The organism is Kribbella sp. NPDC020701 (assembly GCF_055562215.1).
The window spans coordinates 366111-393073 of sequence record NZ_JBVHFT010000006.1 but is presented as its reverse complement, the minus strand read 5'-3'; the positions used below and the strand labels follow the sequence as shown (position 1 = coordinate 393073).

General features: G+C 68.5%; 29 protein-coding genes. 8 read left to right on the top strand and 21 right to left on the bottom strand.

The genetic code is table 11. From position 1 onward, the window contains the following. Positions 1-4: 4 nt before the first annotated feature. Positions 5-721 (bottom strand): hypothetical protein, encoded by a 717-nt coding sequence (locus tag ACZ3HV_RS17465; RefSeq protein ID WP_465685420.1) that lies wholly within the window; start codon positions 719-721, stop codon positions 5-7. Positions 722-939: 218 nt separating this feature from the next. Between ACZ3HV_RS17465 and ACZ3HV_RS17460 the strand changes: the two genes are divergently transcribed. Beyond that, entirely contained in the window at positions 940-2259 is a 1320-nt protein-coding gene (locus tag ACZ3HV_RS17460; protein ID WP_465685418.1) for a cation:proton antiporter, read from the top strand. Here ACZ3HV_RS17460 and ACZ3HV_RS17455 read toward each other — a convergent pair. After that, on the bottom strand, positions 2237-2725 hold the full coding sequence (locus ACZ3HV_RS17455; RefSeq protein ID WP_465685416.1) for a pyridoxamine 5'-phosphate oxidase family protein: 489 nt from the start codon (positions 2723-2725) through the stop codon (positions 2237-2239). The two genes, ACZ3HV_RS17460 and ACZ3HV_RS17455, sit on opposite strands and share 23 nt — an antisense overlap. An 85-nt stretch (positions 2726-2810) precedes the next feature. On the opposite strand from ACZ3HV_RS17455, the gene ACZ3HV_RS17450 reads away from it, so the two are divergent. Beyond that, positions 2811-4685, top strand: a complete 1875-nt coding sequence (locus ACZ3HV_RS17450; RefSeq protein WP_465685414.1) for a hypothetical protein — start codon at positions 2811-2813, stop codon at positions 4683-4685. Positions 4686-4697: 12 nt separating this feature from the next. On the opposite strand, the gene ACZ3HV_RS17445 is transcribed toward ACZ3HV_RS17450, so the two are convergent. Beyond that, positions 4698-5420: an isocitrate lyase/PEP mutase family protein gene (locus ACZ3HV_RS17445; protein ID WP_465685413.1), complete on the bottom strand. Its 723-nt coding sequence runs from the start codon at positions 5418-5420 to the stop codon at positions 4698-4700. Between the two features lie 7 nt (positions 5421-5427). Beyond that, positions 5428-5895, bottom strand: coding sequence for a carboxymuconolactone decarboxylase family protein (locus ACZ3HV_RS17440; protein ID WP_465685412.1), 468 nt, complete (start codon positions 5893-5895; stop codon positions 5428-5430). A gap of 175 nt (positions 5896-6070) precedes the next feature. Between ACZ3HV_RS17440 and ACZ3HV_RS17435 the strand changes: the two genes are divergently transcribed. Continuing rightward, positions 6071-6538 carry an AMIN-like domain-containing (lipo)protein gene (locus ACZ3HV_RS17435; RefSeq protein ID WP_465685411.1) on the top strand — a complete coding sequence of 156 codons (468 nt, stop codon included), beginning with the start codon at positions 6071-6073 and terminating at the stop codon, positions 6536-6538. Between the two features lie 54 nt (positions 6539-6592). Here ACZ3HV_RS17435 and ACZ3HV_RS17430 read toward each other — a convergent pair whose 3' ends face one another. The 3 genes from ACZ3HV_RS17430 to ACZ3HV_RS17420 are packed head-to-tail and all read right to left on the bottom strand — an operon-like array spanning position 6593 to position 9444. Continuing rightward, positions 6593-7555, bottom strand: coding sequence for a GNAT family N-acetyltransferase (locus tag ACZ3HV_RS17430; protein WP_465685410.1), 963 nt, complete (start codon positions 7553-7555; stop codon positions 6593-6595). 51 nt (positions 7556-7606) lie between these two features. Further along, entirely contained in the window at positions 7607-8281 is a 675-nt protein-coding gene (locus ACZ3HV_RS17425) for a response regulator transcription factor (RefSeq protein ID WP_465685408.1), read from the bottom strand. Beyond that, entirely contained in the window at positions 8278-9444 is a 1167-nt protein-coding gene (locus tag ACZ3HV_RS17420; protein ID WP_465685406.1) for a sensor histidine kinase, read from the bottom strand. The genes ACZ3HV_RS17425 and ACZ3HV_RS17420 overlap by 4 nt, the downstream gene beginning before the upstream one ends. A 152-nt stretch (positions 9445-9596) precedes the next feature. Between ACZ3HV_RS17420 and ACZ3HV_RS17415 the strand changes: the two genes are divergently transcribed. After that, positions 9597-10496, top strand: coding sequence for an ABC transporter ATP-binding protein (locus ACZ3HV_RS17415; protein ID WP_465685404.1), 900 nt, complete (start codon positions 9597-9599; stop codon positions 10494-10496). Further along, positions 10493-11299, top strand: a complete 807-nt coding sequence (locus tag ACZ3HV_RS17410) for an ABC transporter permease (RefSeq protein ID WP_465685402.1) — start codon at positions 10493-10495, stop codon at positions 11297-11299. The genes ACZ3HV_RS17415 and ACZ3HV_RS17410 overlap by 4 nt, the downstream gene beginning before the upstream one ends. A 120-nt stretch (positions 11300-11419) precedes the next feature. On the opposite strand, the gene ACZ3HV_RS17405 is transcribed toward ACZ3HV_RS17410, so the two are convergent. Further along, on the bottom strand, positions 11420-12223 hold the full coding sequence (locus ACZ3HV_RS17405) for a hypothetical protein (protein WP_465685400.1): 804 nt from the start codon (positions 12221-12223) through the stop codon (positions 11420-11422). 35 nt (positions 12224-12258) lie between these two features. Then, positions 12259-12924, bottom strand: a complete 666-nt coding sequence (locus ACZ3HV_RS17400) for a TetR/AcrR family transcriptional regulator (protein ID WP_465685398.1) — start codon at positions 12922-12924, stop codon at positions 12259-12261. A gap of 99 nt (positions 12925-13023) precedes the next feature. Between ACZ3HV_RS17400 and ACZ3HV_RS17395 the strand changes: the two genes are divergently transcribed. After that, positions 13024-14013, top strand: coding sequence for an NAD(P)-dependent alcohol dehydrogenase (locus ACZ3HV_RS17395; protein ID WP_465685396.1), 990 nt, complete (start codon positions 13024-13026; stop codon positions 14011-14013). Between the two features lie 23 nt (positions 14014-14036). Continuing rightward, entirely contained in the window at positions 14037-15416 is a 1380-nt protein-coding gene (pdxR, locus tag ACZ3HV_RS17390) for a MocR-like pyridoxine biosynthesis transcription factor PdxR (RefSeq protein WP_465685394.1), read from the top strand. Here pdxR and mmuM read toward each other — a convergent pair. The 8 genes from mmuM to ACZ3HV_RS17350 all read right to left on the bottom strand — a co-directional run bounded on the left by mmuM (position 15405) and on the right by ACZ3HV_RS17350 (position 22621). Continuing rightward, entirely contained in the window at positions 15405-16274 is an 870-nt protein-coding gene (gene mmuM / locus ACZ3HV_RS17385) for a homocysteine S-methyltransferase (protein ID WP_465685392.1), read from the bottom strand. The genes pdxR and mmuM overlap by 12 nt on opposite strands. After that, positions 16267-17193, bottom strand: a complete 927-nt coding sequence (locus ACZ3HV_RS17380) for an FAD-dependent oxidoreductase (RefSeq protein ID WP_465685390.1) — start codon at positions 17191-17193, stop codon at positions 16267-16269. Before ACZ3HV_RS17380 ends, mmuM begins: the two co-directional genes overlap by 8 nt. Positions 17194-17282: 89 nt before the next feature. Further along, the gene (locus ACZ3HV_RS17375; RefSeq protein WP_465685525.1) at positions 17283-17645 is read right to left on the bottom strand and encodes an esterase-like activity of phytase family protein; all 363 of its coding nucleotides are present in this window, start codon (positions 17643-17645) and stop codon (positions 17283-17285) included. Positions 17646-17664: 19 nt separating this feature from the next. After that, positions 17665-18987, bottom strand: coding sequence for an enolase C-terminal domain-like protein (locus ACZ3HV_RS17370; protein WP_465685388.1), 1323 nt, complete (start codon positions 18985-18987; stop codon positions 17665-17667). Continuing rightward, entirely contained in the window at positions 18984-19898 is a 915-nt protein-coding gene (kdgD, locus tag ACZ3HV_RS17365) for a 5-dehydro-4-deoxyglucarate dehydratase (RefSeq protein WP_465685386.1), read from the bottom strand. Before kdgD ends, ACZ3HV_RS17370 begins: the two co-directional genes overlap by 4 nt. A gap of 52 nt (positions 19899-19950) precedes the next feature. Then, positions 19951-20811 carry a LysR family transcriptional regulator gene (locus ACZ3HV_RS17360; protein WP_465685384.1) on the bottom strand — a complete coding sequence of 287 codons (861 nt, stop codon included), beginning with the start codon at positions 20809-20811 and terminating at the stop codon, positions 19951-19953. Positions 20812-20828: 17 nt separating this feature from the next. Beyond that, positions 20829-21503: a FadR/GntR family transcriptional regulator gene (locus tag ACZ3HV_RS17355; RefSeq protein ID WP_465685382.1), complete on the bottom strand. Its 675-nt coding sequence runs from the start codon at positions 21501-21503 to the stop codon at positions 20829-20831. Further along, positions 21500-22621 (bottom strand): L-talarate/galactarate dehydratase, encoded by a 1122-nt coding sequence (locus ACZ3HV_RS17350; protein WP_465685380.1) that lies wholly within the window; start codon positions 22619-22621, stop codon positions 21500-21502. The genes ACZ3HV_RS17355 and ACZ3HV_RS17350 overlap by 4 nt, the downstream gene beginning before the upstream one ends. A 104-nt stretch (positions 22622-22725) precedes the next feature. On the opposite strand from ACZ3HV_RS17350, the gene glsA reads away from it, so the two are divergent. Then, entirely contained in the window at positions 22726-24078 is a 1353-nt protein-coding gene (gene glsA / locus ACZ3HV_RS17345; protein WP_465685378.1) for a glutaminase A, read from the top strand. 19 nt (positions 24079-24097) lie between these two features. Here glsA and glmS read toward each other — a convergent pair whose 3' ends face one another. The 4 genes from glmS to ACZ3HV_RS17325 form a co-directional block, all read right to left on the bottom strand. Next, entirely contained in the window at positions 24098-25918 is a 1821-nt protein-coding gene (gene glmS, locus ACZ3HV_RS17340) for a glutamine--fructose-6-phosphate transaminase (isomerizing) (protein ID WP_465685376.1), read from the bottom strand. Between the two features lie 50 nt (positions 25919-25968). Further along, positions 25969-26250 carry a hypothetical protein gene (locus ACZ3HV_RS17335; RefSeq protein WP_465685374.1) on the bottom strand — a complete coding sequence of 94 codons (282 nt, stop codon included), beginning with the start codon at positions 26248-26250 and terminating at the stop codon, positions 25969-25971. A gap of 78 nt (positions 26251-26328) precedes the next feature. Then, the gene (locus tag ACZ3HV_RS17330; protein WP_465685372.1) at positions 26329-26622 is read right to left on the bottom strand and encodes an ArsR/SmtB family transcription factor; all 294 of its coding nucleotides are present in this window, start codon (positions 26620-26622) and stop codon (positions 26329-26331) included. Further along, entirely contained in the window at positions 26619-26936 is a 318-nt protein-coding gene (locus ACZ3HV_RS17325) for a hypothetical protein (protein ID WP_465685370.1), read from the bottom strand. The genes ACZ3HV_RS17330 and ACZ3HV_RS17325 overlap by 4 nt, the downstream gene beginning before the upstream one ends. Positions 26937-26963 lie beyond the last annotated feature (27 nt).

The following is a 26963-nucleotide window of genomic DNA, read 5'->3' as shown; positions in this document are numbered from 1 at the left end:
CGATTCAGTCTGCTCGGCGCCGGGCGTCACCTAGGAACGGAAGCGGGTTGCTGGACGCCCGTGCGCCGGAGGCGAGCCAGGCGGCGAGTCCCTCCGGGGATCGCCGCTGGAACTCGTCGAGGTACTGCTGCCGCTGTTCGACGACGGCCAAGCGTTCCGCCGCCGACGCGGCAGCCTCCAGCAGCCGGAAGCTCCGGCGCCAGGCCAGGCACAATGCCTCGTTGCCGAGGGAACTGAGCTCGCTCGCCGGTGCGGCCGCAGGACCGTCGGCGAGCGAGGTCTCGGGGGCCCGACGTGCCGCCGGCTCTGGCTGATCAACGGGGGAGTCCCCCGCTGCCTGCCGTCGCGGGATTCTCGAGGTCAGAGCCGGCGTGGTCGCCGCGAGTGCCAGGACGACCAGGACGCCGGCCACATTGAAGACTCCGATCAGGCCCACGGCGGCCGGCGCCATCAGCCCGGTGGCGAGCGTGACCCGAGCGATCCTTCGCACCTCACGCCGCCCTTCGACTCCCCAGATGGCCAAGGCGGTGACAGCGCCCGCGGTCAGGGCAACGACCACACCGGTGACCGCCCCACCCAGTCCCCAGCGGCCCATCAGGCAGAGCAGGCCGATCGTGGTGGCCAGGTAGAGGCACCATGCCCGGACTCCTCGGCTCTTGCCGCGGGATGTGCCGGGATCAGGCCCATCGTTTCCGGATGACCGCCGCGTCGTCTCGCTCACGTCTCTGTCCTTTGCCCCGTTGCCCGATCTCGCGTTCCGCCACCGAGCTGAGTCAGACCGTCAGCATGCCCCGCTCCGGTGGGTTTCGCGTCCTCCGTCCGGGGTGAAACCGGGCGCCAAACCCTCCCAGGTGGATGAGGCGGCCGCCGGGCGGCGACGGTCAGAGTCGGATGAGCCAGTCCGAGCTATACGCGGCGCGCAAGGGCGGAGGCGGGGCGGTGACAGAGGCCACGTTCGCGGTGCTCGCGCTCCTGGTTCTCGCGTGGGCAGTGACCTCGGACCTCCTGGCCCGCCTGAACATCACCGGTCCGCTCCTGTTCGCCGTCGCCGGCTACGCACTGGGAAACCCCGACTGGGGCCTGCTCTCGGTGGACGTCGAGGCCCCGTCCGTCCATCGGATCGCGGAGCTGACGCTGGCGCTCCTGTTGTTCTCGGACGCGGCCAGGGTCAACCTCTCGAGGCTGAGACAAGACATTCGCCTGCCCGGCCGGCTGCTGGCGATCGGCCTTCCCCTGTCCGTGATCCTGGGCTCTCTCCTGGCCGCCTGGTTCTTCGACGATTTCACCTGGGCACTCGCGGGCTTCGTGGGCGCCACGCTGGCTCCGACCGACGCCGCTCTCAGCGCACAGGTGATCAACGACGGCCGGATCCCCATGCGTCTGCGCCGCGCACTCAATGTGGAGAGTGGGCTCAACGACGGCATCGTCACACCGGTCGTTACGTTCACATTGGCCTTCGCCGCCGGCCAACTCGGGGTCGAGAGTCACGACGGCGCCTCCGATCACGACGGCGCCTCCGATCACGGCGGCGGTGCGCTGCTCGAACTCGCGGTCGGTCTCGTCGTCGGCCTGGCAGTAGGGACAGCGAGTGCCAGGCTCATGACGATCGGCAATCGACGGCGCTGGATGGGTACGGGCGCGCGGCGGCTCGGAACCCTGGCGGCCGCACTGAGCAGCTTCGGCGTCGCCGTGGCGCTCAGCGGTAACGGATTCATCGCGGCGTTCGTGGCCGGCATCGCGTTCAGCGCAGCACTCGACGAGGAGACTGTCGACGCGGACGACACCGTCGAGTTACCGGAGCTTCTCGGTGAGGTCCTGGCACTCGCCGTCTGGTTCCTCTTCGGAGCCGCGCTGGTGCCGATCGCCGTTCACAACCTCGACCTCGCGCTTCTCGCGTACGCCGTACTGAGTCTGACCGTGGTCCGGATGGCGCCGGTTGCGGTGTCCCTGCTCGGAGCGGGGCTGGACCGCAGGACCGTCTTGTTCGTGGGCTGGTTCGGGCCGCGCGGCCTGGCATCGGTCGTGTTCGCACTGCTGGCCGTCGAGGAGCTCGGCAAAACCCCGGTGGTCGAGCGGGCCGTCGCCGTCGTGGCGCTCACTGTGCTGCTCAGCGTGGTGCTCCACGGTGTCACCGCCGGTCCTCTCGGAGGCCGGTACGTCCACCTCGAGCAGGCCGGCGAAGCTCCGGGAGCCGGCCCGCGATCACGCCGCCTCGCCCACGGCTCTCGGCGGACTGCTAGCCGGCCGACTTCTCCTTGATGAGGTCTTCGACCGCCTTGGGGATGGTGGTTTCGAAGTCGAGGAGCTTGGCCCAGGTGAGGGTCACCGTGATGACGACCATCTCGGTGTATAGGGCTTTCACGCCGGCTTCCCACTCCGGGTACTGCTCGTCGGTCATGACCTTGTGGCCGGCCTGGAGATAGCCCTCCGGGACGCCCTGGACCAGCTCGACCTCGGCGGTGCCGCGGAGCAGGAGCGCCTTCGGCGGGAACGCGCCGGTGTCGATGGTGAGCGCGACCTTCGGGTTCTTCCGCAGCGCCGCCACCTTGGCCGACTTCGGCACGGTGGCGATCACGATCTGCTCGCCCTCGACCCAGAAGCCGATCGGGATCACCCGCGGGTCGCCGTCCAGGCCGTCGTACGCGAAGCGGGCCGGCTCGGGGCCGGTCAGCAACTGCTGCCCGTAGGGCTTGGCCAGAATCTCCGCGATCTCTTCCCTGGTCATGCTGCTGATCCTTCCACTCGGAGGGTGTTCTCATCAGGGGGACGAAGCCGCCACCCGGTCCTCGACATCGATAGGTTGACGAATCGTGGAGATTTTCAGATTCGGTCCGGGCACGGTCCAGGTCGGTGACGACGGGGCGGTTGAGCAGGTCGTTCATCCGGACGGCCGGCGGGTGCTGCTCGATGCCGGAAAGGTGCACGACAGCCTGCATGCGTGGGGCAAGGGGTTTGTCGTCACCGATCGTGGGAGTCATCGGTTCGACAGCCCGGCGCTGGTTCGGTGGCGGCAGACCGGGATCGACTTGCTCTATCAGTTGGGCGGACTGGAGTTGCGGGTCGGTCGCCGGTTCGGGGAGCAGTGGACCGAGACCTACGAGCTCCGCAACACCACGTCGGAGCCGGTGGAGGTCGGTTCCCTCGCAATCAGTACGCCGTACCGCGATGTCTACACGTCGAGCCGGGAGAGTCTCACCGGCGCTGTCCACGCGCATGTCTGGACCGGTGGGGCGGACGCCTGGGTGTGGGCGGTCCCGATGGACGGCAGCAGTCCCGGTCTCGGGCTGCAGCTGAAAGAGGGCGAGCTCTGGGCGTACTCGATCGAGTCACGCGAGCCCGGGACGAGCAGCAACGTCCGCGGTCACATCTACCTCCACGTCACCGATCACGCCCGTGCACCGCATGCGATGGGCGGTCAGCCGACCGTGTCACTGGCTCCCAACCAGTCCTACCGCTGGACCTGGCAGCTGGCCTGGTACGACGACCTGCCCGCCTTCCACGCGGATCGTCAACCGCTGATCGACGCCGACCGACTCGCAGCCGAGGTAGGCGAGACGATTCAGCTCAGAGGCGCGAGTGAGATCACTGGCGAGGAGCCAGGACTCAGGTACGTCGAGGCGACCGACGGCAAGCGGACCGCGCGGATCGCCGTACTGTTTCATCAACCCCTGCAGGAGATCGCGGAGCGGAGGGTCCGGTTCATCCTCGACGAGCAGCGACGGCCGGAGTTGGCCGACAGTCGCAAATACGCGTTCGTGCCCTACGACAACGACAGTGGGCTCACTGTGCTGTCCGGTGCGTGGCGAGACTGGTCCGACGCGCGCGAACGGATCGGGATGGCTCTGCTCCTGCAAGAGGTCCGCGCTCGCGGCTGGGGTGACCGGGCGGAGTTGGACGAGGCGCTCGCCGGGTACGAGCAGTTCGTTCGCGAGCACGTGGTCGATGTGGACGGCACGGTCCACGATGACAGCATCCACCAGACCGATGTGCGGCTCTACAACTTTCCGTGGTTCGCGCGGTTCCTGCTCGGCCAGGGCGATCCGACCGGCGCGGCACGCATCCTCAACCGGTACTACGAACTCGGGGGAGACCACTTTCTCGCCTTCGACCTCGGTCCGCTGCTGAGCGAACTCGGGCTGCACGAGCACCTCATCCGCCATGCACGGACCTTCATCGAGTACGGCGACGAGCTGCCGCCCCACGAGGTCAACTACGAGCAGTCGATGGTCGCGCCGTTGCTCGAGCTGCTGGTGTCGGCGTACCGGATTGCACCAGGCGAGATCGACGGCGCCGAGCTGAGCCGCCGCCTACCCTGGCTGACCTCGTTCGCCGCGGACCAGCCCGACGTACGTCTGCGGCACGTGGCGATCCGGCACTGGGACGGCTACTGGTTCGGAAGGCTGCGGTTGTGGGGCGATGTCTTCCCGCATTACTGGTCCGCGCTCAGTGCGGTCGTGTACGGCGCTTGGCCGCGCGAGCTCGTGGACCCGGAACAGGCGGCCTGGCTGGACGCGGCGACCGAGTCGATCCTTCGAGCGAATCTGGTCAGCTTCGAGGCGGACGGCTCGGCGACCTGCGCCTTCGTCTATCCCAGTTGTGTGAACGGACAGCCCGCCCACGTGGCGGATCCGCTCGCCAACGACCAGGACTGGGCCTTGGTCTATGCGCTGAGAGGTCATGCATAGACCAAGGCACTTCTACGCCAACTTTGGGAGCAGGTCCCGCAGGTTGTCCATCAGATACCTGTGCAGGCTGGTGCCGTACGAGATCCGGGTGGCTCCCGCGGCGATCAGCTCGGCCGCCGTCGGGCCACCGGGCGCTGCGTGGGCGTTGATCGGTCCGCCGATGCCGCTGACCAGCTCGGGCAGCACCTCGGTCGGAGCCGCGATCGGATAGGTGCAGTCCGCACCGGCCCGGCGATACTCCCGGCCCCGCCGCACCGCCTCCGCGACCGCCCCGGCTCCGTCAGCGCCGGGGCGGACGAAGGTGTCGATGCGGGCGTTGATCACCAGGTCGGCTCCGGCGGCGGCGCGGACTTCGGCGAGGTAGTCGGCTTGCTGGGCCGGGTCCACCAACTGACCGCCGACCGAGTCTTCAAGGTTGCAGCCGACCGCGCCGGCCTCGAGGAGACGGTCGACGAACTCCTTGGCCGGCAAGCCGTACCCGGCCTCCATGTCCGCGGTGACCGGTACGTCGACCGCACGGGCGATCCGCGCGACCGCCGTGAACATCTCGGTGGCCGGCGTCAGCTGGCCGTCGTCGTACCCGAGGACGCGGGCGACCGCACCGCTGCTGGTGGCGACAGCGGCGAAGCCTGCGTCGGCGACGATCCTGGCGCTGACCGGATCCCACGCGTTCGGAAGGATCAGGGGAGTGCCGCCGTGATGGAGGGCGCGGAAGTCTTCGGCTGAGGCTGTCATCGCGGGCTCAGCTCGGCTTGTAATGGCCGGGCTCCATCCGTCCGGTGACGCCGACCCGGGTCCACATGTTGATGGTGATGATCAGGGCGATCAGCTGGGCCAGGTCCTTCTCGTCGAAGACCGCCGCGGCACCGTCGTACGCCTCGTCCGGCACGTGGTCGATGCTCACCAGCGTGATCGCCTCGGTCAGTACCAGCGCCGCCTGCTCCTGCTCGGTGTAGAACTTCTTCGCCTCCCGCCACACCGGCAGCAATGTGATCCGCTGCTGCTGGTCCTCGCCGAACTGCAGCAGGTCGAGCGAGTGCATGTCGGTGCAGTACGCACACCCGTTGATCTGCGAGGCCCGAACCCGCACCAGATGCGCCAGCTTCGGATCCAGCCCCCGATCGGAGACCGCATCCAGCTCGATCATCGCCTTGTAGAAATCAGGAACCACGTTGGCGAGCTTCACCCGCCGCGTCGTCGTTGTACTCATACCCCCACGCTATGACCGAACCGGCCCAGCCACGTGGTCCACTTCCCACCAGGATCCAGGGGCCAATCCGGCCGGTCGCGGTCGGTGGGCGTTCAGGCACGGGAAATCACCGGGCCACCAGCTGAACTTCAGGCGCGAGAACTGCATCTAGCAGGTGTCTGAGGGGGACTCCACGATGAAGACGACAACAGCTGTGAGCACGGGCCGTGCCGAATGGGGATTATTGCCTGAGGCAAGCGAGTACGGCGGTCCCGGACTGCTGACGAACGTCCGGACCGGCCGGCACACCTCCTTCGACCGCATCGTGTTCGACGTCAGCGGCCGGCCGTCCTGGCGCCTCGTGCACTACGTGAAGAACGTCGTCACCCTGGGGCAAGGTGACTTCGTGCCACTCCGCGGCGACGCCAAGCTGGAGATCGTCCTCTCGGTCCCTTCCCACGACACTGCCGGCCGCAGCACCTACAACCCCGCCGACCACGACGAACTGACTCTCGTGCTCGCCTACCGAACCTTCCGGCAGGTCGCGAACGCCGGCAGTTTCGAGGGGCAGACCACGATCGGCGTCGGCGTCCGCGCCCACCTCCCCTTCCGCGTCTTCACCCTGACCAACCGCGTCGTCGTGGATGTCGCTCACAACTGGTAGAGCCGAGCAACCAGCCGGATCGTCGTCGACGTCGCGCACACCTGGTAGAGACACCTAGTTGACCGGGAGCACGCGGCGCCAGCCTTCGCTCACGAGGGTGGGGGTCATGCCGACGGACAGGTAGAGGCCGAGGGCTGGGGTCGGGTTGTTGGTGTCGACGTTGAGGATGGTGCCGGCGCGGCCTTCGTCCGCGTCGGCGGCGAAGGCGTCCCGCAGCAGGAACTTCGCCAGCCCCCGCCCGCGGAACTCCTCGAGTACGCCGAGGACGCCGACGTACCCGCAGTTCTCGGTCTCGACGTGGTCGTCGTAACACACGCGGATCGCAACCGCGCGCCCGTCGATCTCGAGCAGGGTCATCTGGGACCAGTCGAACGTGGACGTGGCATCGAGGTACTCGACCCACTCCTCGTGCGGGCGAGCGACGAAGCCGAACTGCCCGCGCATGCTCTCGACGATGACCTCGTGCGCGGTCCGGCGAGTGACATCGTCGAAGGCTCCGCGCTGGACCACCACCCCGGCCGGCACCGCCGGGGCGGCGACCGGGTCGGTGTGATCGATCCGCATCCGGTGGTACGTCGTACTCGCGGTGAAATCGTGATCGGACAGCAGCGTCCGCTGTGCTTCGTCGGCACGATAGATGTCGGTGTCGACGGTGATCTCGGTGTGGCCGCTCTCGCGCCCCATCTCCCGAGCGCGGTGCATCGTCCGCTCGAACAGCCAATCGGCGATCGCCGGCTGCTGCGACCACACCTGGATCCCGACGACCTGACGGTCGCCCTTGCCGAACGTGGTGCCGTACCCCACCGGCAGACTGTCCCCGGCGAGCACCAGGAAGCCGTCCGTGCCACGGTCGAAGCCCGGCTCGACGATGCGGTCGGCGACTTCCTCCACCGTCCCGTCCGCGAATCCGATCAAGCGCATGTTGTAGGCCGCAAGCATGTCGAACAATGCCTCGGCGTCGGTCGGCTCAGGTGCCCGCACGGTGTAGCCGTGCGGCGGTACAGCAGTTGTATCCACACCTCACAGTGGTCTAGTCCTACTGCAGAGTCCAGTGTTCGGCAGAGTTGATCAGAGCAGATCGGCGTCGTGGATCCGGTTCGCGATCTGCACGCGGTTGGTGGCTTCGAGCTTCACCATGATGCGCGAGACGTGCGCTTTGACGGTCGCCATGCTCAGGTAGAGCTCCTCGGCGATCTGCGCGTTGACCTTGCCTTCGCCGACCGCGATGGCCACCTCGCGCTCGCGGTCGGTGAGAGTCCCGGCCAATGACCGTGCCCGAACGACCTGCTGGTTGTCCGGCTCATCATCACCCAGCCGGGCGATCAGCTGCGCGGTCACGCTGGGGGAGAGCATGTGGTCACCCGCGGCGACCTTGTGCACCGCCTCGACGATCTCCGCGGGTGGGGTGTGTTTGAGCAGGAACCCGCTGGCTCCGCCGCGGAGTGCCCGCAGGACATAGTCGTCGGCGTCGAACGTCGTCAGCACGATCACCCTGGGAGGTGCCGGTCGACCCATCAACCGGGCGAGGGCCTCGAGGCCGTCGAGTCGTGGCATCCGGATGTCCATCAGTACGACATCTGGCGCTACCCGCGCGACGAGTTCGAGCCCGGACTCGCCGTCGTCTGCTTCGCCCGCCAGTTCGATCGTGGCGTCGTCACGCAGAATCATCGCAAGTGCGGTGCGCACCAACGCGTCGTCGTCGATGATCACGACCCGGACCGAGTCACCAGCACGATTCGTCATGCCGGCCACGGCAACCAGGCGCGGACCACGAAATCTCCGTCGGACCTCACGTGCTCGAGGCGGCCACCGATCAGCTCGGCGCGCTCGGTCAGCCCGAGAAGGCCGAGCCCGGAGCCGGGCGTCGCACTCACCGCGGAGCCGAGCCGCAGCGGGTTCCGTACCTCGAGCATCAACTGCCCGCCGGCTCGACCGCTGAGCGTCACGTCGACCGCAGTGTCCGGTGCGTGTTTGCGCGCATTCGTCAGGCTCTCCTGGATCATCCGGTACGCGCCGCGCCCGATCGCGTCAGGCGCCTCCGCCAGGTTGCCGACCTGGTTGTGCAACCGGACTCTCGTGCCGGATCCGATGGCCTCCTGGACCAGTGCCGGAAGGTCGGCCAGCGTTGGTTGCGGACGTTCGGGTGATGCGTCGGTTTCGAGCGTACGCAGAACTCCGAGGATCGCGTGCAGGTCCTGCAGGGCGAGATGGGCGCTCTTGCGAGTGATGGCGGCCGCTCGGGCCACCTCGGCTTCGCTCAGCCCTCGGCAGTACTCCAGCGCGCCCGCGTGCAACGCCACGAGCGACAGTCGATGGGCCAGTGCGTCGTGCATTTCACGGGCGATCCGGGCCCGCTCGGTGACCTGCGCCTGCATGACCCGCAGGCTCTGCTCGCGTTCCGCGCGGTCCGCGCGTTCCCGCAGGGTGGCCAGCAGGTCGCGGCGGGCGCCGATGTACATGCCGGGAGCGATCACGGCGCTCACGAAGACGACCGTGAACAAGAGCGAGAAGAGCAACGAATCGTCGGCACCGGGATGGGTCTCGAAGAAGACCACGGAGGCGATGAAGCCCACCACCGCGACCGGCACGATCTCGCGCCACCGCCGGCGAGTGGCCAAGGACACCGTCGTGACGACCACCGCCCCCGATGCGGCCGTGGACAAGGAGCCGAAGACGTTGACGATCAGGGCAACGATCAGCGGACTGCGCCGTCTCCAGCGCATCAGAACCACGCTGACGGCTCCGAGCAGGAGATCGATGATCCAGAGCGCACGGATCTCTCCGGCGTACGTGTTGAAGTAGCTCGTGATCCAGAAACCGGCGCCGACGATGATGGCGAAGCTGTAGCGCCACGTCGACTGCCAGCGGCTCAGCGGAGGTGGTGGCGCGGCTTGGATGGCGTCCACCTCGCCCACGGTACGGGAGGTGCGTGGTTCAGGGCAGGGACCGCGGTCCGGCCCGACCCCCTACCGCGGGCTACACAGGTCTATCCCGTGGTTTGCGGTCATGGCACTGCGACCGATGTGCCGGTCCGGTGTTCAGGCCCAGGCTCGATGTCATGATCACAGTCGAAGAACTCAGCAAGCGGTACGGAGCACACCAATCCGTCGACCGCGTGTCCTTCCGGGCGCAACCCGGATCCGTCACCGGCTTCCTCGGTCCCAACGGGGCCGGCAAGTCGACCACGATGCGCATGATGACCGGCCTGACCCCGCCGTCTGCCGGCCGCAGCACCATCCTCGGCGTCCCGTACGCCGACCTCCCCAACCCGGGCCGGCACGTCGGGGTCCTCCTCGACGCCTCCGCGCAGCACACCGGGCGGACCGGGCGCGAGATCCTTCGCCTCGGCGCCACCGTCATGGGTCTTCGCCGCCAACGGGTGGACGAGATGCTCGGGCTCGTCGGCCTGTCCGGCGAAGAGGGCGACCGCCGGGTCGGCAACTACTCCCTCGGCATGCGCCAACGGCTCGGCATCGCACACGCCCTGCTCGGCGACCCGCAGGTGCTGATCCTCGACGAGCCCGCCAACGGACTCGACCCGGCCGGCATCCACTGGATGCGCGGGCTGCTCAAGAGTTTCGCCGACCGAGGCGGAACGGTCCTCCTGTCCTCGCACCTCCTGCACGAGATCGAGGTCATCGCCGACCACCTCGTCGTCATCGGTCGCGGTGTCATCGTCGCCGACGGCAGCAAGGCAGAGCTTCTGAACGCCGCCGGCACCCTGGTCCGTGGCCTGGAACCGGAGGCGTTGGCGCGCTGCCTCGACGTCGCCGGTTACCCCTACCGGTCCACCCCGGACGGCGCGTACGTCGTGGAGGCCACCCGCGAGCAGATCGCCACGGCCACCGCGCACAACGGCGTAGTCGTCACCGAGTTGCGTGGCGCGGACGGCGCCGGACTCGAGGACATGTTCCTGCAACTCACCGCTGACGACGCACGAGAGAAGGTCACCGCATGAGTACCACGACCCACCCAGCACCGTTCCACCTCGAAGTGTCACCAGATCCCAGCGTCACGTCCGTACCCTTCAGCCGGCTGCTGCGGGTCGAACTGCGCAAGCTCGTCGACACCCGGGCCGGCTTCTGGCTGCTCACCGCCATCGGTCTCATCACGGTCACCGTCATCGTCGTGTTCTTGTTCGTCGCCGATCCGGACCAACTGACGTTCCTGAACTTCGTCGGCGCGACGGCAACGCCACAGAGCATCCTGCTCCCGGTGCTCGGCATCCTCGCGGTCACCGCCGAGTGGAGCCAGCGCACCGGCCTGGTCACCTTCACCCTCGAACCGAGCAGGATCCGCGTCGCTGTCGCGAAGTTGGTCGCCGTGACCCTGGTCGGCCTGCTCGCCGTGGTCGTGGCGCTCGGCGTTGCCGCCCTCAGCAACCTGGCCGGCATGGCGTTCATGGACGGCGCCGGCAGCTGGAACGTCGGGGCTGCCAACGTCCGCGACTTCTTCGCCGTGCAGTTGATCGGCATCCTGCAGGGCTTCGCCTTCGGAATGCTGCTGATGAACACCGCGGCCGCCATCGTGCTGTACTACGTGATCCCGATCGCGTGGAGTGTGCTCTTCTCGATGGTGGGCGCTCTCGAGAACGCCGCGCCCTGGCTCGACCTCAACACCGCCATGGCACCGGCCTTCGAACAGCAGACGTTCCACGGTGACGACTGGGCGCACCTCGCGGTCGCCGGGACGATCTGGGTGCTCCTGCCCCTCGCCCTCGGCTTCCTACGGCTACTCCACCGCGAGGTGAAATCCGCCTGAACCCGGACGCCCCTGGTCGCGGGTCCGCGCCCCGCGCACTCCCTCCAGTGGGCGGGGCGCGCCGCATGCGCCCCAGGCTGGTCACCGTCCTCTGGAAGCCCGCGGGTGTCAAACAGGCCGCTAGCTGTCACCGCCGCCAGAGCCGCCCCCGTCGAAGCCGCCGTCGTGACCGCCTCCGTCGTGACCGCCGTGGCCGCCGCCGTCGTGCCCGCCCGTGCCATGGGCGCCTCCGTGAGCGCCGCCCCAACTGTCGCCCCAGGCGGCGTGGCCGCCTGATTGGCCGTCGAAGCCTGACAGGGCGATGTAGGTGGCGCCTCCTCCCGCGCCGGCGAAGTAGCCCTGGCCGTAGGGCGCGAACGCGCGGCCGGCCTCCCAGTACGGGACCTGGCGGGAGCCGATCTGCACATAGCGGATCTCAGGTTCCTCACCAGCGCCGACCCGCGCCGCGTCCTGAGCACACGCCGGCACCGTGCGAGTCCCGCGGCGCGGCTGCGTCCACACGACATCCGTGGTCGACGGCCCGTGCTGCGGATTGAAGAAACACGGAACGCGTCGCTCGGGTACGTCGACGCCGGCAACCCGAGCGCGGACACACGTAATGGCGTACCGCCCAGTGGCCAGCGTGTCGGTAATCGTGCTGATCGCATCAGTCGTCCGCAGCTCTTTGACAGCCAATTGCGCGGATTCGTACGCATCCAGCGCCACCTGGTAATCACGCCGTGTCGCAGCGTCGAGTTCCTGCCCGGCGACATCCACCCCCAGCCGCGACAATTCCTCGCCGAGCAGGGTGATGTCCTCTTCGGCGACTTTGCTGATCTGCAGCACATCCGCCGCGTCCGCCCGTCGCACCGCCCGTCGATCCCACACCCGCCGCGCGGCAACCACGATGCCCCCACCCAGGGCCAGGAACAAAAGCCACTCCATCCACCGACAGTACGCCCGAATCGAGGTGCTGACGGTCAGCGCGGAAGGGAGCTGGCGAGGCCGTCGAGGATGAGGTTGAGGCCGAAGTCGAATTCGTCGGCGAAGTCGTAGGTGGTCTTGAAGTAATAGCCGGTAGCCATTTCGACGAGGTGCGGATAGTCGCCGGCGGTGAAGTGCTTCATGATCGAGTCGGCGACCGGGGCCACGGTGTCGGGGCCCTCGAACGGCAGGCCGGCCTCCTGGAGTGCGAAGCCGTACGTGTAGCTGTCGATCAGGGCGTACGCGTGCGCGGTCATCTCCAGCGAGAAGCCCGCCGCGCGGAGGGTGGCGATGACCGCGTCGTGGTGGCGCAGGGTGGCCGGGCCGGGGGAGGTCCGCGACTCCATCAACCCGATCGCCCAGCGATGCTGCCGCAGCACCTGACGAGCCGATGCGGCGCGCCGGCGTAGCTCCGCGCGCCAGTCGCCGCCGGCCGACGGGAGCTCGATCTGGCTGAAGACGAAATCGACGATGCCGTCGAGGATCTCCTCCTTGCCGGCGACGTGGTAGTAGACCGACATCGGCTTCGCGCCGAGCTCCTGGGCCAGCGAACGGATCGTGAGGCCCCCGATCCCGCCCGCATCGGCCACGTCGACGGCGGCTCGCAGCACCCGCTCCCGGCTGAGCCGGAGACGTTGGCGCGGCTTCTCGGAGGTTCCCATCCCTGGACCATAGCAGTTTCGTACAAAGTACGGTACGGTTGCCGTACTTAGTACGAAATTCGGTGCGCTGGGGGCACCCGAACCCACCAGGGGGACACCATGGCCACCACCACAGCGACCACGATGAGAGCGATCGTCCAGGACCGGTACGGCGATGCCGACGTCCTGCGCCAGGACCAGATCGCCATTCCGCGGATCACCGGCCACGAGGTCCTCGTCCGGGTGCACGCGGCCGGCGTCGACCGCGGGACCTGGCACCTGATGACGGGTACGCCGTACCTCCTCCGCCTCGCGTTCGGACTGCGCCGACCGAGGAACCCGGTCCCGGGCCGGGACGTCGCCGGCGTGGTCGAGGCCGTCGGCCCGGCGGTGACCGCATTCAAGGCCGGCGACGAGGTGTACGGCGTCGCGCCCGGCTCCTTCGCCGAGTACGCCGTCGCCCGCGAGGACAAGCTCGCCCGGATGCCGGCCAACCTCTCCTTCGAACAGGCCGCCGTGGTCCCGATCTCGGCGCTCACCGCCCTGGACGCACTCACCAACGGCCGGATCAAGGCCGGTCAGCACGTGCTCATCACCGGGGCCTCCGGCGGCGTCGGCAGCTACGCCGTCCAACTGGCCAAGGCCTTTGGCGCGGAGGTCACCGGCGTGGCCAGCACGCAGAAGCTGGACCTGGTGCGATCGCTCGGCGCGGATCACGTCATCGACTACACCCAGGATGACTTCGCCGCGACAGGCCACCGCTACGACCTGATCATCGACATCGCCGGCAACCCGACGCTGTCCCGCCTGCGGCGCGCCCTGACGGCCACTGGCACGGCCGTCATCACCGGTGGTGAGGACGGCGGCGGCCTGACCGGTGGCATGAACCGGCAGTTGCGCGGCCTGATCCTGTCGCTGTTCGTGCGGCAGCGGATCACCATGTTCGTCAACAAGGAGAGCGGCAGCGACCTGGTCCGGCTGACCGAGCTGATCGAGGCCGGCAAGGTGACGCCCAGCGTCGACCGTACGTACCCACTCGACCAGGCCGCGGACGCGCTCCGCCACCTCGCCGAGGGCAAGGTGCGGGGAAAGGTCGCCATCGCGATCTGACCCCCGGGATAAAGTCCCGTGCCATGGAGAGTTCGGGGGATGCCGCCGGGGCGGACCTTCACCTGGATCTGGCCGCGGCCCGGGGACGCAACGAGCTGGTCCGGGCGTTGCACGAGTCGATCCGGACCGGACGCCTGCCCGCCGGGACCCGGCTGCCGTCGTCGCGGTCGCTGGCCAAGGACCTCGGCATCGCCCGCAACACCGTCGCCGACGCCTACGGACAGCTCGTCGCCGAGGGCTGGCTCACCGCCCGCCAAGGGTCCGGCACCGTCGTCGCCAACCGCGCCGGCACCGCACCGGCGCCGGTCGTGTCGTTGCCGCAAGCAAAGAACTTCCGCTACGACCTGACGCCCGGCTCACCGGATGTAGCGACCTTTCCGCGCGGGGAGTGGCTGACCGCGGCGCGGAAGGCACTGACCGTTGCGCCCAACGAGGCATTCGGGCTGGGCGATCCGCGCGGCCGGATCGAGCTGCGGCGGATGCTGGCCGACTACCTCGCCCGGGCGCGGGGGGTCCGGGCCGATCCCGAGCGGATCCTGATCTGCTCCGGGTACGTGCAGGCAGTGAGTCTGCTCAGCGAGGTGGTCAAGGCGCTCGGCGGTACGACGATGGCGGTGGAGGAGTTCGGCTACAGCCTGCACCGGGACGTGATCCAGGCGCGTGGCTTGGAGGTCGCCGCCGTACCGGTCGATGAGCTGGGTGCACAGGCGTCAGCGCTCACAGGTCAAGGTGTCTTGCTCACACCGGCCCACCAGATGCCGACGGGCGTGCCGCTTGCGCCAGAGCGTCGTACGGCGGCAGTCGAATGGGCTCGCTCTGCGGGAGCGGTGCTGATCGAGGACGACTACGACGGTGAGTTCCGATACGACCGGCAGGCGGTGGGTGCGCTGCAGGCCTTGGACCCCGAGCGGGTCGTGTACACGGGGACGGCGAGCAAGAGTCTCGCGCCGGGCCTCCGGCTCGCTTGGATGGTGTTGCCGCAGCGACTGATCGAGCCGGTGATCGCAGCCAAGCGGACCGCGGACTTCCAGACCGCGACGCTCGACCAGCTGACCCTCGCGGAATTCATTGCCTCCGGCCACTACGACCGGCACGTACGGCGCTCCCGCCTGCACTACCGCCGACGCCGCGACCGCCTGGTCGAGCTGCTCGCCGTCCGCGCCCCCGACGTCAAGGTCGCCGGTATCTCGGCCGGCCTGCACGTCCTCCTCGACGTACCCGCCGACGCCGACGACATCGTCACCCGCGCCGCCCGCCAGGGCCTCGGCCTCGCCACCCTCAGCAACTACCACGTCAACCCCACCCGATCCACCCGCCAGGCAGTCATCGTCGGCTACGGCACCCCGCCCGACCACGCCTACCCCGGCGCCCTCGACCTCCTCTGCCAGGTCCTAGGCGTCTAGCGCGTTGGCCAGGGCGCGGATGTCGGCCGGGCCGACCCGGCAGCAGCCGCCGACGTACGTCGCTCCCGCCGCGATCCACCCGGCTGCGAGAGTCGTGGGGTCGGCAGGGTCACCCGTCCAGCGGCGGCCGCCCGCATCCCAGGACTCCCCGCTGTTCGGGTACGCGATCGCCGGTTTGCCGGTCACCGCAACAGCTGTCTCGACAGCCGCCTGAACGTCGTCCGGGGTACAACAGTTGATGCCCACGGCAACTACTTCAGAGATGGCGGCGGTGGCGAACGCGTCGGACAAGGGCTGCCCGGCGCGGGTCTGCGAGCCCGCGATCGAGTACGAGAACCACGCCGGGAAGTTCAACTCCCGCACGAGCTCGACCAGCACTTCGGCCTCGTCCACATCAGGGATTGTCTCGATCGCGAGCAGATCGGGGCCGGCATCGATCAGCAACTCCAGTCGCGGTCCGTGGAAATCACGCAGCACCGCCCGGCTCACGCCGTACCGGCCGCGATACTCCGACCCGTCCGCGAGCATCGCGCCGTACGGTCCCACCGAAGCGGCCACCAGCCTGTCGCCGCCGAACTCGTCGCGCACCCCGCGCGCGATCCGCACGCTGTCACCGATCAGCCGTTCCGCCTCGGCCCGCGACGCCCCGGCGCGCTCGAAGCCGACCACACTCGCCTGATAGCTGGCCGTCGTAGCCACCATCGCCCCGGCCTCGTAGTACGCGCGATGCACCGCTGCAATCTCCTCCGGTGCGTCCCTCAGCAACCGTGCCGACCACAACGCATCCGAGAGGTCGTGCCCCCGATCATCGAGGGCGTTCGACAGACCGCCGTCGAGGATGATCGGCCGGTCAGACACCTTGGACAAGCTCGAAGACCTCATCTGCGCAGCCCCACGACAGGGTAACGCCGGAGCCGCCGTGACCGTAGCAATGGATGATGGGTTCGCCGGCGCGAGTACGGACGAGTTCGCAGCGGATCGTGGGACGCGCGGGACGAAGGCCGACGCGCTGGTGCAGGATCTTCGCCTTACGGAGCTGGGGAACGAGCTCGGCGGCGCGCGTGAGGATCTGGTCGCTGATCTCGGGGTCGACGGCCACGTTCCAGTCGCCGGGCTGGTTCGTGCCTCCGACGACGACGTCCTTCTCGCGCGGGACGACGTACGTCAGTTCGTGCGGGGCGCGGTCCGCGATCAGCCACTCGCTCAGACCGCACTGCTCGACCGTCATCACCTGGCCGCGGACCGGCGTCACGGTCGGGTCGCCGGCGGTCAGCCGGGCGCCGAGGCCGGTGCAGTTGATCACGAGGTCGGCCGCGGTCGGCAGGGCGGACAGCGCTGAGCGGGTCAGCGTCCCGCCGGCCAACTCGAGCCGCTTCACCAGCGCCTGCAGGTAGACCGGCATGTCGACCACCGGCGAGGTGAACGACCACCCGTCGGCGAATCCGGTGGGCGGCGACGGCACTCGGGCCAGATCAGGCAGTACGTCGGCCCAGCGCGGATCCGGCGTCCGTTCCACCAGGAACTCGCGCCCGTGCTGCATCCGCACCGACGGCTCGAGCTCCGCCAGCTTCGCGAACTCCTCGTACGTCGTCCTGGACCAGGCGGTGACGCGGTCCTCGGGCGCCGACAGGAACGGGTACCACAGCGCGGCCGCCACCGCCGATGTCGTCTCCAGCGGCAGATCGCGCGCGAACACCGCCACCTCGTACCCACCCTCGGCGAGCCGGACCGCGCAACTGAGCCCGATCACGCCCGCACCCACCACGATCACGCGCATTCACACATTGTGACGCGTCGGTCAGTGCAGGTCGACCGCCAGCGAGTAGAACCGGGTGATCTGGGTCGCGCCGTTGTTGTCGTCCGACATCAGATACAGCTGCCGCCGCCCACCCGGCAGCGATCCACCGAGGGCGAGGCCTTCCACGTTGTCGAGACCGGCAGCGAGCCGATCTGGAGACCGTCGGACAGCCGGAAGCGACGGATCGACGGCTCCCGCTCGGAGGTCGCGAGGATGGTCCGGTCGCCTCGCTCGACGACCAGCCCTTCACCGTCGAAGTCGGCACCGTTGTACGGCGTACCGTCCGGGCAGCGCAGGATCGTCATCCCGTCGACACTCGCCGACGTCGGCTTGCTGTTGATCTTCAGGTCGAATACCCGGGCCGGCGTGGTCGCGACGTTGTCCACCAGCGCGACCGCACTGTGGCGGCCGGTCACGTTGATCGCGGACAGTCCGGCCGCCAGGTGAACATCACCGCACCAAACAGGGCCGTTTCGGGTCGAAACTCCAGCCGTCGATCAGGTATTGCATCGCGATTGCGTCGTCGCGGGCCCCGAGGCCGTGGCGTAGATAGAGCTCGTGGGCTGCGGCCAGGGCTTCGTGGTTCAGTTCGACGCCGAGACCCGGACGAGTGGGTACGGCGATCTCGCCGTCGACGATCTGCAGTGGCTCCTTGGTCAGCGCCTGGCCGTCCTGCCAGATCCAGTGCGTGTCGAGGGCGGTGATGTCGCCGGGCGCGGCCGCGCCGACCTGGGTGAACATCGCGAGCGAGATGTCGAAGTGATTGTTCGAGTGCGAACCCCAGGTCAGCCCGAAGTCGTTGCACAACTGCGCGACCCGGACCGATCCGGCCATCGTCCAGAAGTGCGGATCCGCCAGCGGGATGTCGACCGCGTCGATCCGGATGGCGTGCGCCAGTTCGCGCCAGTCGGTCGCGATCATGTTCGTCGCCGTCCGCAGCCCGGTCGCCCGTTTGAACTCGGCCATCGTCTCCCGCCCGGAGAAACCGGGCTCGGCGCCGCACGGGTCCTCGACATACGCGAGTATGTCGTCCAGCCCCGAGCACACCGCGATCGCCTCGCGGACCAGCCAGGCGCCGTTCGGATCGACGGTGATCCGTGCGGACGGGAACCGTTTCGCCAACGCGCGTACGGCGTCGATCTCGACGTGAGCGTCGAAGACGCCACCCTTCAGCTTGAAGTCCGCGAACCCGTACCGCTCCTGAGCCGCCTCCGCGAGCGCGACGACCGCGTCGGGCGTCAACGCCGGCTGCCGTCGCAACTGGGACCACCGATCCGGACCGTTGTCGTCCGTCAGATACGGCAGGTCGGTGCGCGCCGGATCGCCGATGTAGAAGAGGTAGCCGAGCACGGGCACGGCCGAGCGCTGCTGTCCGTCGCCCAACAGCTCAGCGACCGGTACGCCGAGGTGTTGGCCCAACAGGTCGAGCAGTGCCGACTCAAGTCCGGTCACCGCGTGAACCGTCGTACGCAAGTCAAAGGTCTGTAGACCCCGGCCACCGGAGTCGCGGTCCGCAAAGTCCTGACTGACCTGCCGCAGCAGTTGGCGATGGCGGGCGATCTCCTGGCCTTGCAGGTGCGCTGCGGCCTCGCGGATGGTGGACGCGATCTTCTCGCCGCCAGGGACCTCGCCGAGACCGGTGTTGCCGGAGTTGTCGGTCACGATCACCACGTTGCGGGTGAAGAACGGTCCGTGCGCGCCGCTCAGGTTGAGCAGCATGCTGTCGTACCCGGCGACGGGCACGACCTCGACGGACGCGATCGTCGGGGTCACTTGATCTTGCCGATCAGGTCGGTCAGCTGAGCCAGCTCTTCCGTGCTCAGGTCCTGGAGTGGCGGACGGACCGGACCGGCGGAGCGGCCGATCGCAGTCAGGCCGGCCTTCACGATCGAGACGGCGTACCCCTTCGTCCGGTCGCGGATGTCCAGGTATGGCAGGACGAACTCGTTCAATTTGCGGTAGACGGCGTCACGGTCCTGGGCGCGGACGTCGGCGTAGAAGCCGAGCGCGAACTCCGGCACGAAGTTGAAGATCGCCGACGAGTACGTGCTCACGCCGAGCTGCAGCAACGGCAGCGCGAACGTCTCGGCCGTCGGCAGCCCGCCGATGTACGTGAGCCGGTCGCCGACCCGCGCGTACGTGCGGGTCATCATCTCGATGTTGCCGACACCGTCCTTCAGGCAGACCAGGTTCGGGTTGCGGTCGGCGAGCGAGGCAACGGTGACGTCGGTCAGGATCGCGTTCGCGCGGCTGTAGACGGTGACCCCGAGGCTGGTACTGCGGCAGACGGCCGACACGTGCTCGATCAAACCACGCTGACCCGCTTCGGTGAGGTACGGCGGCAACAGGAGCACACCGTCCGCGCCGGCTGACTCCGCGGCCTGGGCCTGGGCGATCGCGGTCGCCGTACCGCCGGTGGCGGGCGCGATCACCGGGACCTTGCCGTTCACCTCGGACACCGCCGTCCGCACGACGGTGTCGATCTCTGCCGGGGTCAGGCTGAATCCCTCGCCAGTGCCACCCGCGGCGAACAGGCCGGCGACGTCGTACTGGCTCAGCCAGGACAGGTGCTCGCGGTAGCCGATCTCGTGGAAGCTCAGGTCAGGGTTGAAGTGCGTGACCGGGAAGGACAGCAGTCCGGTCTTGAGCTGAGCGGCCAGTTCGGCGGGGGAGTAGTGGGTCACGTGCAGCAGCGTAGGAACCTCGGTGGATACCTGTCCAAGAGCATTTTTGGATCTAGTGATGCTCTGGGAGCATCGCGAGCACCCGCTGCACGACTGGGTTGGTGGTGTCGCGGTTCCAGATTGCGTGGAGTTCGACGGGCTCACCCGGTACGCCGACGTCGCAGTACGTCACTCCCTCGACGCCGAGGCTGCGTGCCGACGCGGGGACGAGGGCGACCCCGCGACCGGCCGCGACGAGCAGGATCACGGTGAGGATCTGCTGGACCCGCTGCTCGATCCGGGGATGGGCCTCGGCCAGGAACCGGACCGTCAGTTCGTGGAAGTAGCGCGCCTGGGTCGGCGAGTAGCTGATCACCTGCTCGCCGGCGAAGTCGGCTGGGGTCAGCGGCCGGCCGAGCAGCGCGAGCCGGTGGTTGCCCGGGACAACGGCACACAGCGGCTCGCGGAACACGATGCGCGAGTCGAGCACCCGGGTATCGAACGGCGGCCGGCCCAGCCCGAGATCCAGCTCACCGCGGAGCAGACCGTCGATCTGTCCGGGCGTCACCCGTTCGTGCAGGATCACGTCGACACCGGGCAACTCCTCGGACAGCCGCCGGAGCAGGGGCCCGAGAGTACGGATCGCCGAGGTGGCGGTGAAACCCAGGCGCAGCGTCCCGGCCGCGCCCTGATCGACCCGGCGGGCCAGATCGCCCGCGGTCTCGACCAGCGCGAGCAGGCGGCGGGCCTCGGTCAGGAACGCCTGGCCCGCTTCGGTGAGCGCCACCCGGCGGTTGTCCCGCTCGAGCAACTGCACGCCCACGGCGCGTTCGAGCTTCTGCACCTGCCGGCTCAACGGCGGCTGGGTCATGTTCAGTCGCTCGGCGGCACGGCCGAAGTGAAGTTCCTCGGCGACGGCCACGAAGGCGCTCAACTGATCGAGTGAGAACATCACGAGAGCCGTTCGCGCGTGTTGGCCAGGTGCACCCGCGCCGCGGCCCGGGCCGCCTCGGGGTCGGAACGGGCGACCGCGGCGTAGATGTTCTCGTGCTCGTGCACGACGCGGGTGAGGTGCTCCGGGTCCGAGATCTCGTACGCCGGATCGAGCCGGGTCCGCGGCAGCATGATCATCATCGGCCCGAGCGAGGCGATCAGGTCGGAGTAGAACCGGTTGCCCGAGGCAACCGCAACCTTGAGGTGGAACGCGAAGTCCGCCTCCACGGATCGGCTCGGGTCGTCCCCGATCCGCCGGAACTCGTCCAGCGCCCGCTCGATCCCCTTCAACTGATGCGTACTCCGCCGGGCCGCCGCCAACCCAGCGGCCTCACTCTCCACTCCGATCCGGAAGTCCATCAACTCCAGCACGTCCTGATGCGACCGCACCTCCCGCAGCCCGGAGGTCCGCTCAGGTACCTGCAGCACAAAAGACCCACGCCCCTGGAACGTCTCCACCAGCCCGGCGGCCTGCAGTCGCGAAACAGCCTCCCGTACCACCGTCCGACTGACCCCGAACTCCTCGACCAGGCTGTTCTCGGCCGGCAGCTTGTCCCCGGGGGAGATCTGTCCGCTGAGAATTCGCTGCTTCAGTTCCTCGACCAGGTCGTACGCCAACCCGCGTCCGTTCATCGAGTGCCGAACTCGCAGGCGTCGACCGTCCAAGCCGCGCACTGCTCGCTCGTGGTGAAGCCGAGTCCAGGGCGGTCGGGAACGACCATGCGGCCGTCCAGCGTCTCCAAACGCTCGTTGAACAAGGGATTCAGCCACTCGAAGTGCTCCACCCATGGCTCGCGCGGATACGCGGCGGCCAGGTGCAGGTGGATCTCCATCGCGAAGTGTGGTGCCAACTGAAGCCCCGCGTGGTCGGCGAGAGTGGCGAGACGAAGGAACGGCGTGATCCCGCCGATCCGCGGCGCGTCCGGCTGAATGATGTCGGCGGCCCGTGCCTCGATCAGCCGGACGTGTTCGCCGACACTCGACAGCATCTCCCCGGTCGCGATCGGGGTGTCCAGCGCAGCCGCGAGTTCCGCGTGTCCGAGAGCGTCGTACGCGTCGAGCGGCTCCTCGATCCACACCAGGTCGAACTGCTCCAGCACCCGCCCGAACCGCAGTGCCGTCGGCCGGTCCCACTGCTGGTTGGCATCCACCATCAGGGGTACGCCGTCGCCGAGGTGCTCGCGCACCGCACGGACCCGGTCGAGGTCGACCCGCGTGTCCGGTTGCCCGACCTTGATCTTGATCCCGCCGATCCCGTCCGCCAGCGACTTCGACGCGCGCTCCTTCACCTCCTCGATCGGCGCGTGCAGGAACCCGACGGACGTGTTGTACGCGCGCACCGAGTCCCGGTGTGCCCCGAGCAGCTTGGCCAGCGGCAGCGACGCCCGCTTCGCCTTCAGATCCCACAGCGCGATGTCGATCGCTGCGATCGCCTGCGTCGCTACGCCGGACCGCCCGACCGACGCGCCCGCCCACAGCAGCTTGTCGTACACCTTCGCGATGTCCGACGGATCCTCGCCGATCAGCCCCGCCGCGACCTCCTTGGCATGCGCGTACTGCGCCGGCCCGCCGGCCCGTTTCGAGTAGCTGAACCCGATCCCGTGCTGGTCCTGCTCGGTCGCGATCTCCGCGAACAGGAACACGATCTCGGTCATCGGCTGCTGCCGGCCGGTCAGCACCTTGGCGTCACTGATCGGCTGGCCGAGCGGAAGGACGACTGACGAGAGCCTGACGTGCCGGATGCGATCCATCCAGTGATCATACAAGTCATCAACTTGTACGATGAGTGGCTGTTTGACGCTGTCGTAACACCGGAGAACCGGCCCGGAAACACGGACCGGACAGGCTCGCCCGCATGGCCGAATTCGACGTGGAGACTCTGTTCCGCTCGCTCGACACCGACCGGGCGAACGTGGTCTGGAAGTGGAAGCTGCTCGAGGAGCTGAAGCAGGCCGGGCTGCGGGCAGACGACCCGCGAGTAGAGCGTGCGGTGGACTGGTCGGTGAACTCGAGTGCTCCCTTCGAACCCGGCCAGCCCGAATGGCTCGACCTCGAGCAGTTCCGCGCAGTCGTCCGGGAGCCGGTGATCTGGCGGGCGCTGCAAGGGCAGTTGTCGATGCCGCCGAGTGAGTTCGCCGAGTTCACCGAGGGCATCGAGCGGATCTACGCCGACCTCCAGGACGAGCGGTCCGGCGAGGTCGCGCAGTACATCCCGACGTTGCGCAACGCGGACCCCGACCGGTTCGGCATCGCGGTCTGCACCGCCGACGGCCAGGTGTTCCAGATCGGCGACGCGAACGTCGGGTTCAGTGTGCAGTCGACGTCGAAGCCGTTCAGCTACGCGATGGCACTCGAAGAGCGCGGCGCGGCCGATGTCCATCAGTGGGTCGGCCAGGAGCAGAGCGGCGGGACGTTCAACGACCCGAGGTTGTCGCTGGACGCGGGCGGCAAGCCGCAGAACCCGATGATCAACGCCGGCGCGATGGCGACCCTCGCGCTGGTCGAGTCCGACCAGGACGTGTCCGAGCGGTTCGCCAAGGTCGAGCAAACCTGGGCCAAGATGATGGGCACACCGCCCGGCTTCGATCACCGGACCTTCCTGGCCGAGCGCGACACCGGCCACGGAAACCGCGGCTTGGCCAGCCTGATGGCCGCCCAGGACATGCTGAACGTGGACCCGAAGGACCCCGATGGTCCACGGAAGGCGGCCGAGTTCTACTTCGCCGTTTGTTCGCTCGAGCTGGACGCCCAGCGTCTCGCGGCAGCCGGTGCGACACTGGCGAACGGCGGCGTAGCGCCGTACTCGGGTGAGCGGGTGTTCTCCCAGGAGACGGCCGGGCGGGTGCTGGCTGTCATGGGGCACAGCGGGATGTACAACGACTCCGGCCAGTTCGCCGACCAGGTCGGGTTGCCGGCCAAGTCCGGCGTCTCCGGCAACGTGATGATGGTCGTCCCCGAGAAGCGCCTGGCCGTCGTCGTGTTCTCACCGCGGCTGGATGCGGCGGGCAACTCGGTTCGCGGTGTCGAGGTGTGCAAGCGGCTGGTGAACGAGTACGGCCTGCACCCGTACAAGGGGCTGGGTGCCGACCGTGAAGTGGCACGGCTGGCGTTGGGGGGAGTGGCGAGGGTGGGCGGACCTGCAGGCCATCACAAAGCCGCGGCCCCCGCCACGACGAGCGTGACGAGGGCCGGCGGACTGCAGATGTGATGGCCTGGCGGTCCGGGTCCTACTCGACCGTGACGGACTTGGCCAGGTTCCGCGGCTTGTCGACGTCGTGGCCGAGGGCAACGGCCGCGTAGTACGCGATGATCTGCAGCGGGATCGTGAGCAGGATCGGGTCCAGCTCCGGCTCGTTCTTCGGTACGACGATCTTCGCCGCGACACCGTCCGGGACCTCGACGCCCGGGTGGGTGACGACGTACAGCGGACCGGAACGGGCGCCGATCTCGTGCAAGGCACCGATGTTGCGGTCGAGCAGCTCGTCCTGCGGGACGATCGCGACGCTCGGCACGTCCGGCGAGATCAGCGCGAGCGGGCCGTGCTTCAGCTCCGAGGTCTGGTACGCCTCGGCGTGCCGGTAGGAGATCTCCTTCAGCTTCTGCGCACCCTCGCGGGCCACCGGGTAGCCGCGGGTCCGGCCGACGAAGAACAGGCTCTCGTGCTGGGCGAGGCGGCCGGCGATCTTGGCCAGCTCCTCCTCCTGCGCGACGATCGACTGGATGTGCTCGGGGAGCTTCTTCAAGCCCTCGATCAGCCGGCGGCCATCGGCGGGGGAGACGTCGCGAATCCGGCCCAGGTGGATACCGAGCATCGCGAACGCGACCGCCATGTTGGTCAGCGCCTTGGTCGAGGCCACCGAGACCTCCGGACCGGCGTGCAGGTAGACACCGCCGTCGACCTCACGGGCGATGCTCGAACCGACAGCGTTGACCAGGCCGATCACCCGGCCGCCCTTGCGCTTGAGCTCCTGCACCGCGACCAGGGTGTCGAGGGTTTCGCCGGACTGGCTGACGGCGATGTACAGCGTGTCCCGCTCGACCACCGGGTTGCGGTAGCGGAACTCCGAGGCCGGCTCGGCGTCGGCGGGGATCCGGGCGACCTCCTCGATGAACTGCGCACCCATCTGACCGGCGTAGTACGCCGAACCGCAGCCGAGGATCTTGACCCGCTTGATCTCCCGGGCCTCGCGGGCGTCCATGTTCAGGCCGCCCAGGTGGACGGTGTGGAAGCGCTCGTCGAGGCGGCCGCGGATGGCCCGGCCGACCGCGTCCGGCTGCTCGTGGATCTCCTTCATCATGAAGTGCTCGTGCAGGCCGCGCTCGTACTCGTCGGCCTCCCACTCGACCGTCTTGGCGGTCTTGGTGGTGGGCGCGGCGTCCTGGGTGAAGGTGCGGTAGCCGTCGGCGCGGACGGTGGCCATCTCGCCGTCGTCCAGGTACACGACCTGGCGGGTGTAGCGGATCAGCGCGGCCGCGTCGGAGGCGACGTGCATCTCGCCGTCGCCGATGCCGAGGATCAGCGGGCTGCCGTTGCGGGCGACCACGATCCGGTCGGGGAAGTCCAGGTCGATCACGGCGATGCCGTAGGTGCCCTCGATCCGTCGCAGGGCGGCCATCACCTTCTCCTCGAGGGTGGCGCCCTCGGACTGCTCGATCAGGTGCGCGAGAACCTCGGTGTCGGTCTCCGAGCGGAGCTTGACGCCCGCGTCCTCGAGCTGGGCGCGCAGCACGCCGGCGTTGTCGAAGATGCCGTTGTGGACGACGGCGATCCGCTCGTTGCCACTGGCGTGCGGGTGGGCGTTGTCCTTGCTCGGGCCGCCGTGGGTCGCCCACCGGGTGTGGCCGATGCCCAGCTTGCCGCCGAACCGCTTCGGCAGCGACGCCTCCAGCTCACGCACCCGGCCGGCGTCCTTGTGCACCTTCAGCTCACTCGAGCCGAGGACGGCGACACCAGCCGAGTCGTAGCCGCGGTACTCGAGTCGAGCCAGTCCGTCCACCAGGATGGGCGCGGCCGGCTTGGTGCCGACGTACCCGACGATTCCGCACATGTAGTGGTGCCTTTCGAAGATTTGGCCAGAATTTGGACAAGGAGTGCCGGTCAGCCGTAGACGATCCGTCGCAGCTGCCGGGCGGAGAGTTCGGGTGAGCGGACCGGCCACTGCCGGAGCTCGGTGCCGAGCCGGGCGAAGATCTCGTCGTTGCGGGCACCGTAGGTCTGCAGTTCGCGGTGCCGGCGCCGGACGTACTCCTCGGTCGTCTCGGTGAAATACGCCAGTACGTCGGCGACCACGCGCCGCGCGTCGTCCGCGGACAGTCCCGTCGTCCGGCTGACCTGCTCGGCCAGCTCGTCCACCGGTCCCACCGTCGCCTCACTGATCACCCGTCAACTCTGCAGTGTCTGGCGGGTCAAAGCCAACGTTTTGCCCGAAATCGGGCAAATATGGTTTCCTGGTCAGGCTCAGGTGAACCTGTTGAGCCATTGGACTCCGACTCCGAACAGGAGGTCGGAGTCCAATTGGTATACCCGCTCGCGACCGCGGGTGCTGACGTGCACCAGCCCGGCCTGTTCGAGGATGCCGAGATGCCGGGTGATCGTCGGCCAGGAGTGGTCGAACCGGGCGGCGATCTCGCCTGAGGTCATCTCGCCGCCGCGCAGGTGCAGAACCAGCAGGATCGTCCGGCGGGAGTGGTGCGCGAGCGCGGTGAACACCCGGTCGAGCTCATCCAGCTCCCGCCCGCCGCGAGCGGTCAAGCCGACAGATCCTGCGGCAGATAGTGCGGAAACTCCCACTTCGGCCGTCCGTCCCGCTCCTCCAGCAGCGGATCCATCCGCTCCCACAACGTCAGCACATCCGGGTGCTCGTGCGCCCGGGCGAATCCACCGTCGACCCAGGTGAAGATCTCGACGTACGTCGTCTCGTCCACGTCGCGCAACACGACCGACCGCTCCTCGGTGACGAAGCCGAGCTCCCGGAGCGTCGACCAGTGCTCCGCCAGCAATTCGCGGAACTGGTTCTCCGCGTCCGCCCGGACGCGGTAGGTGCAGATCACCGTTTCCTTAGCCATGTTGCTAAGTAACTCTCCGGCACCACG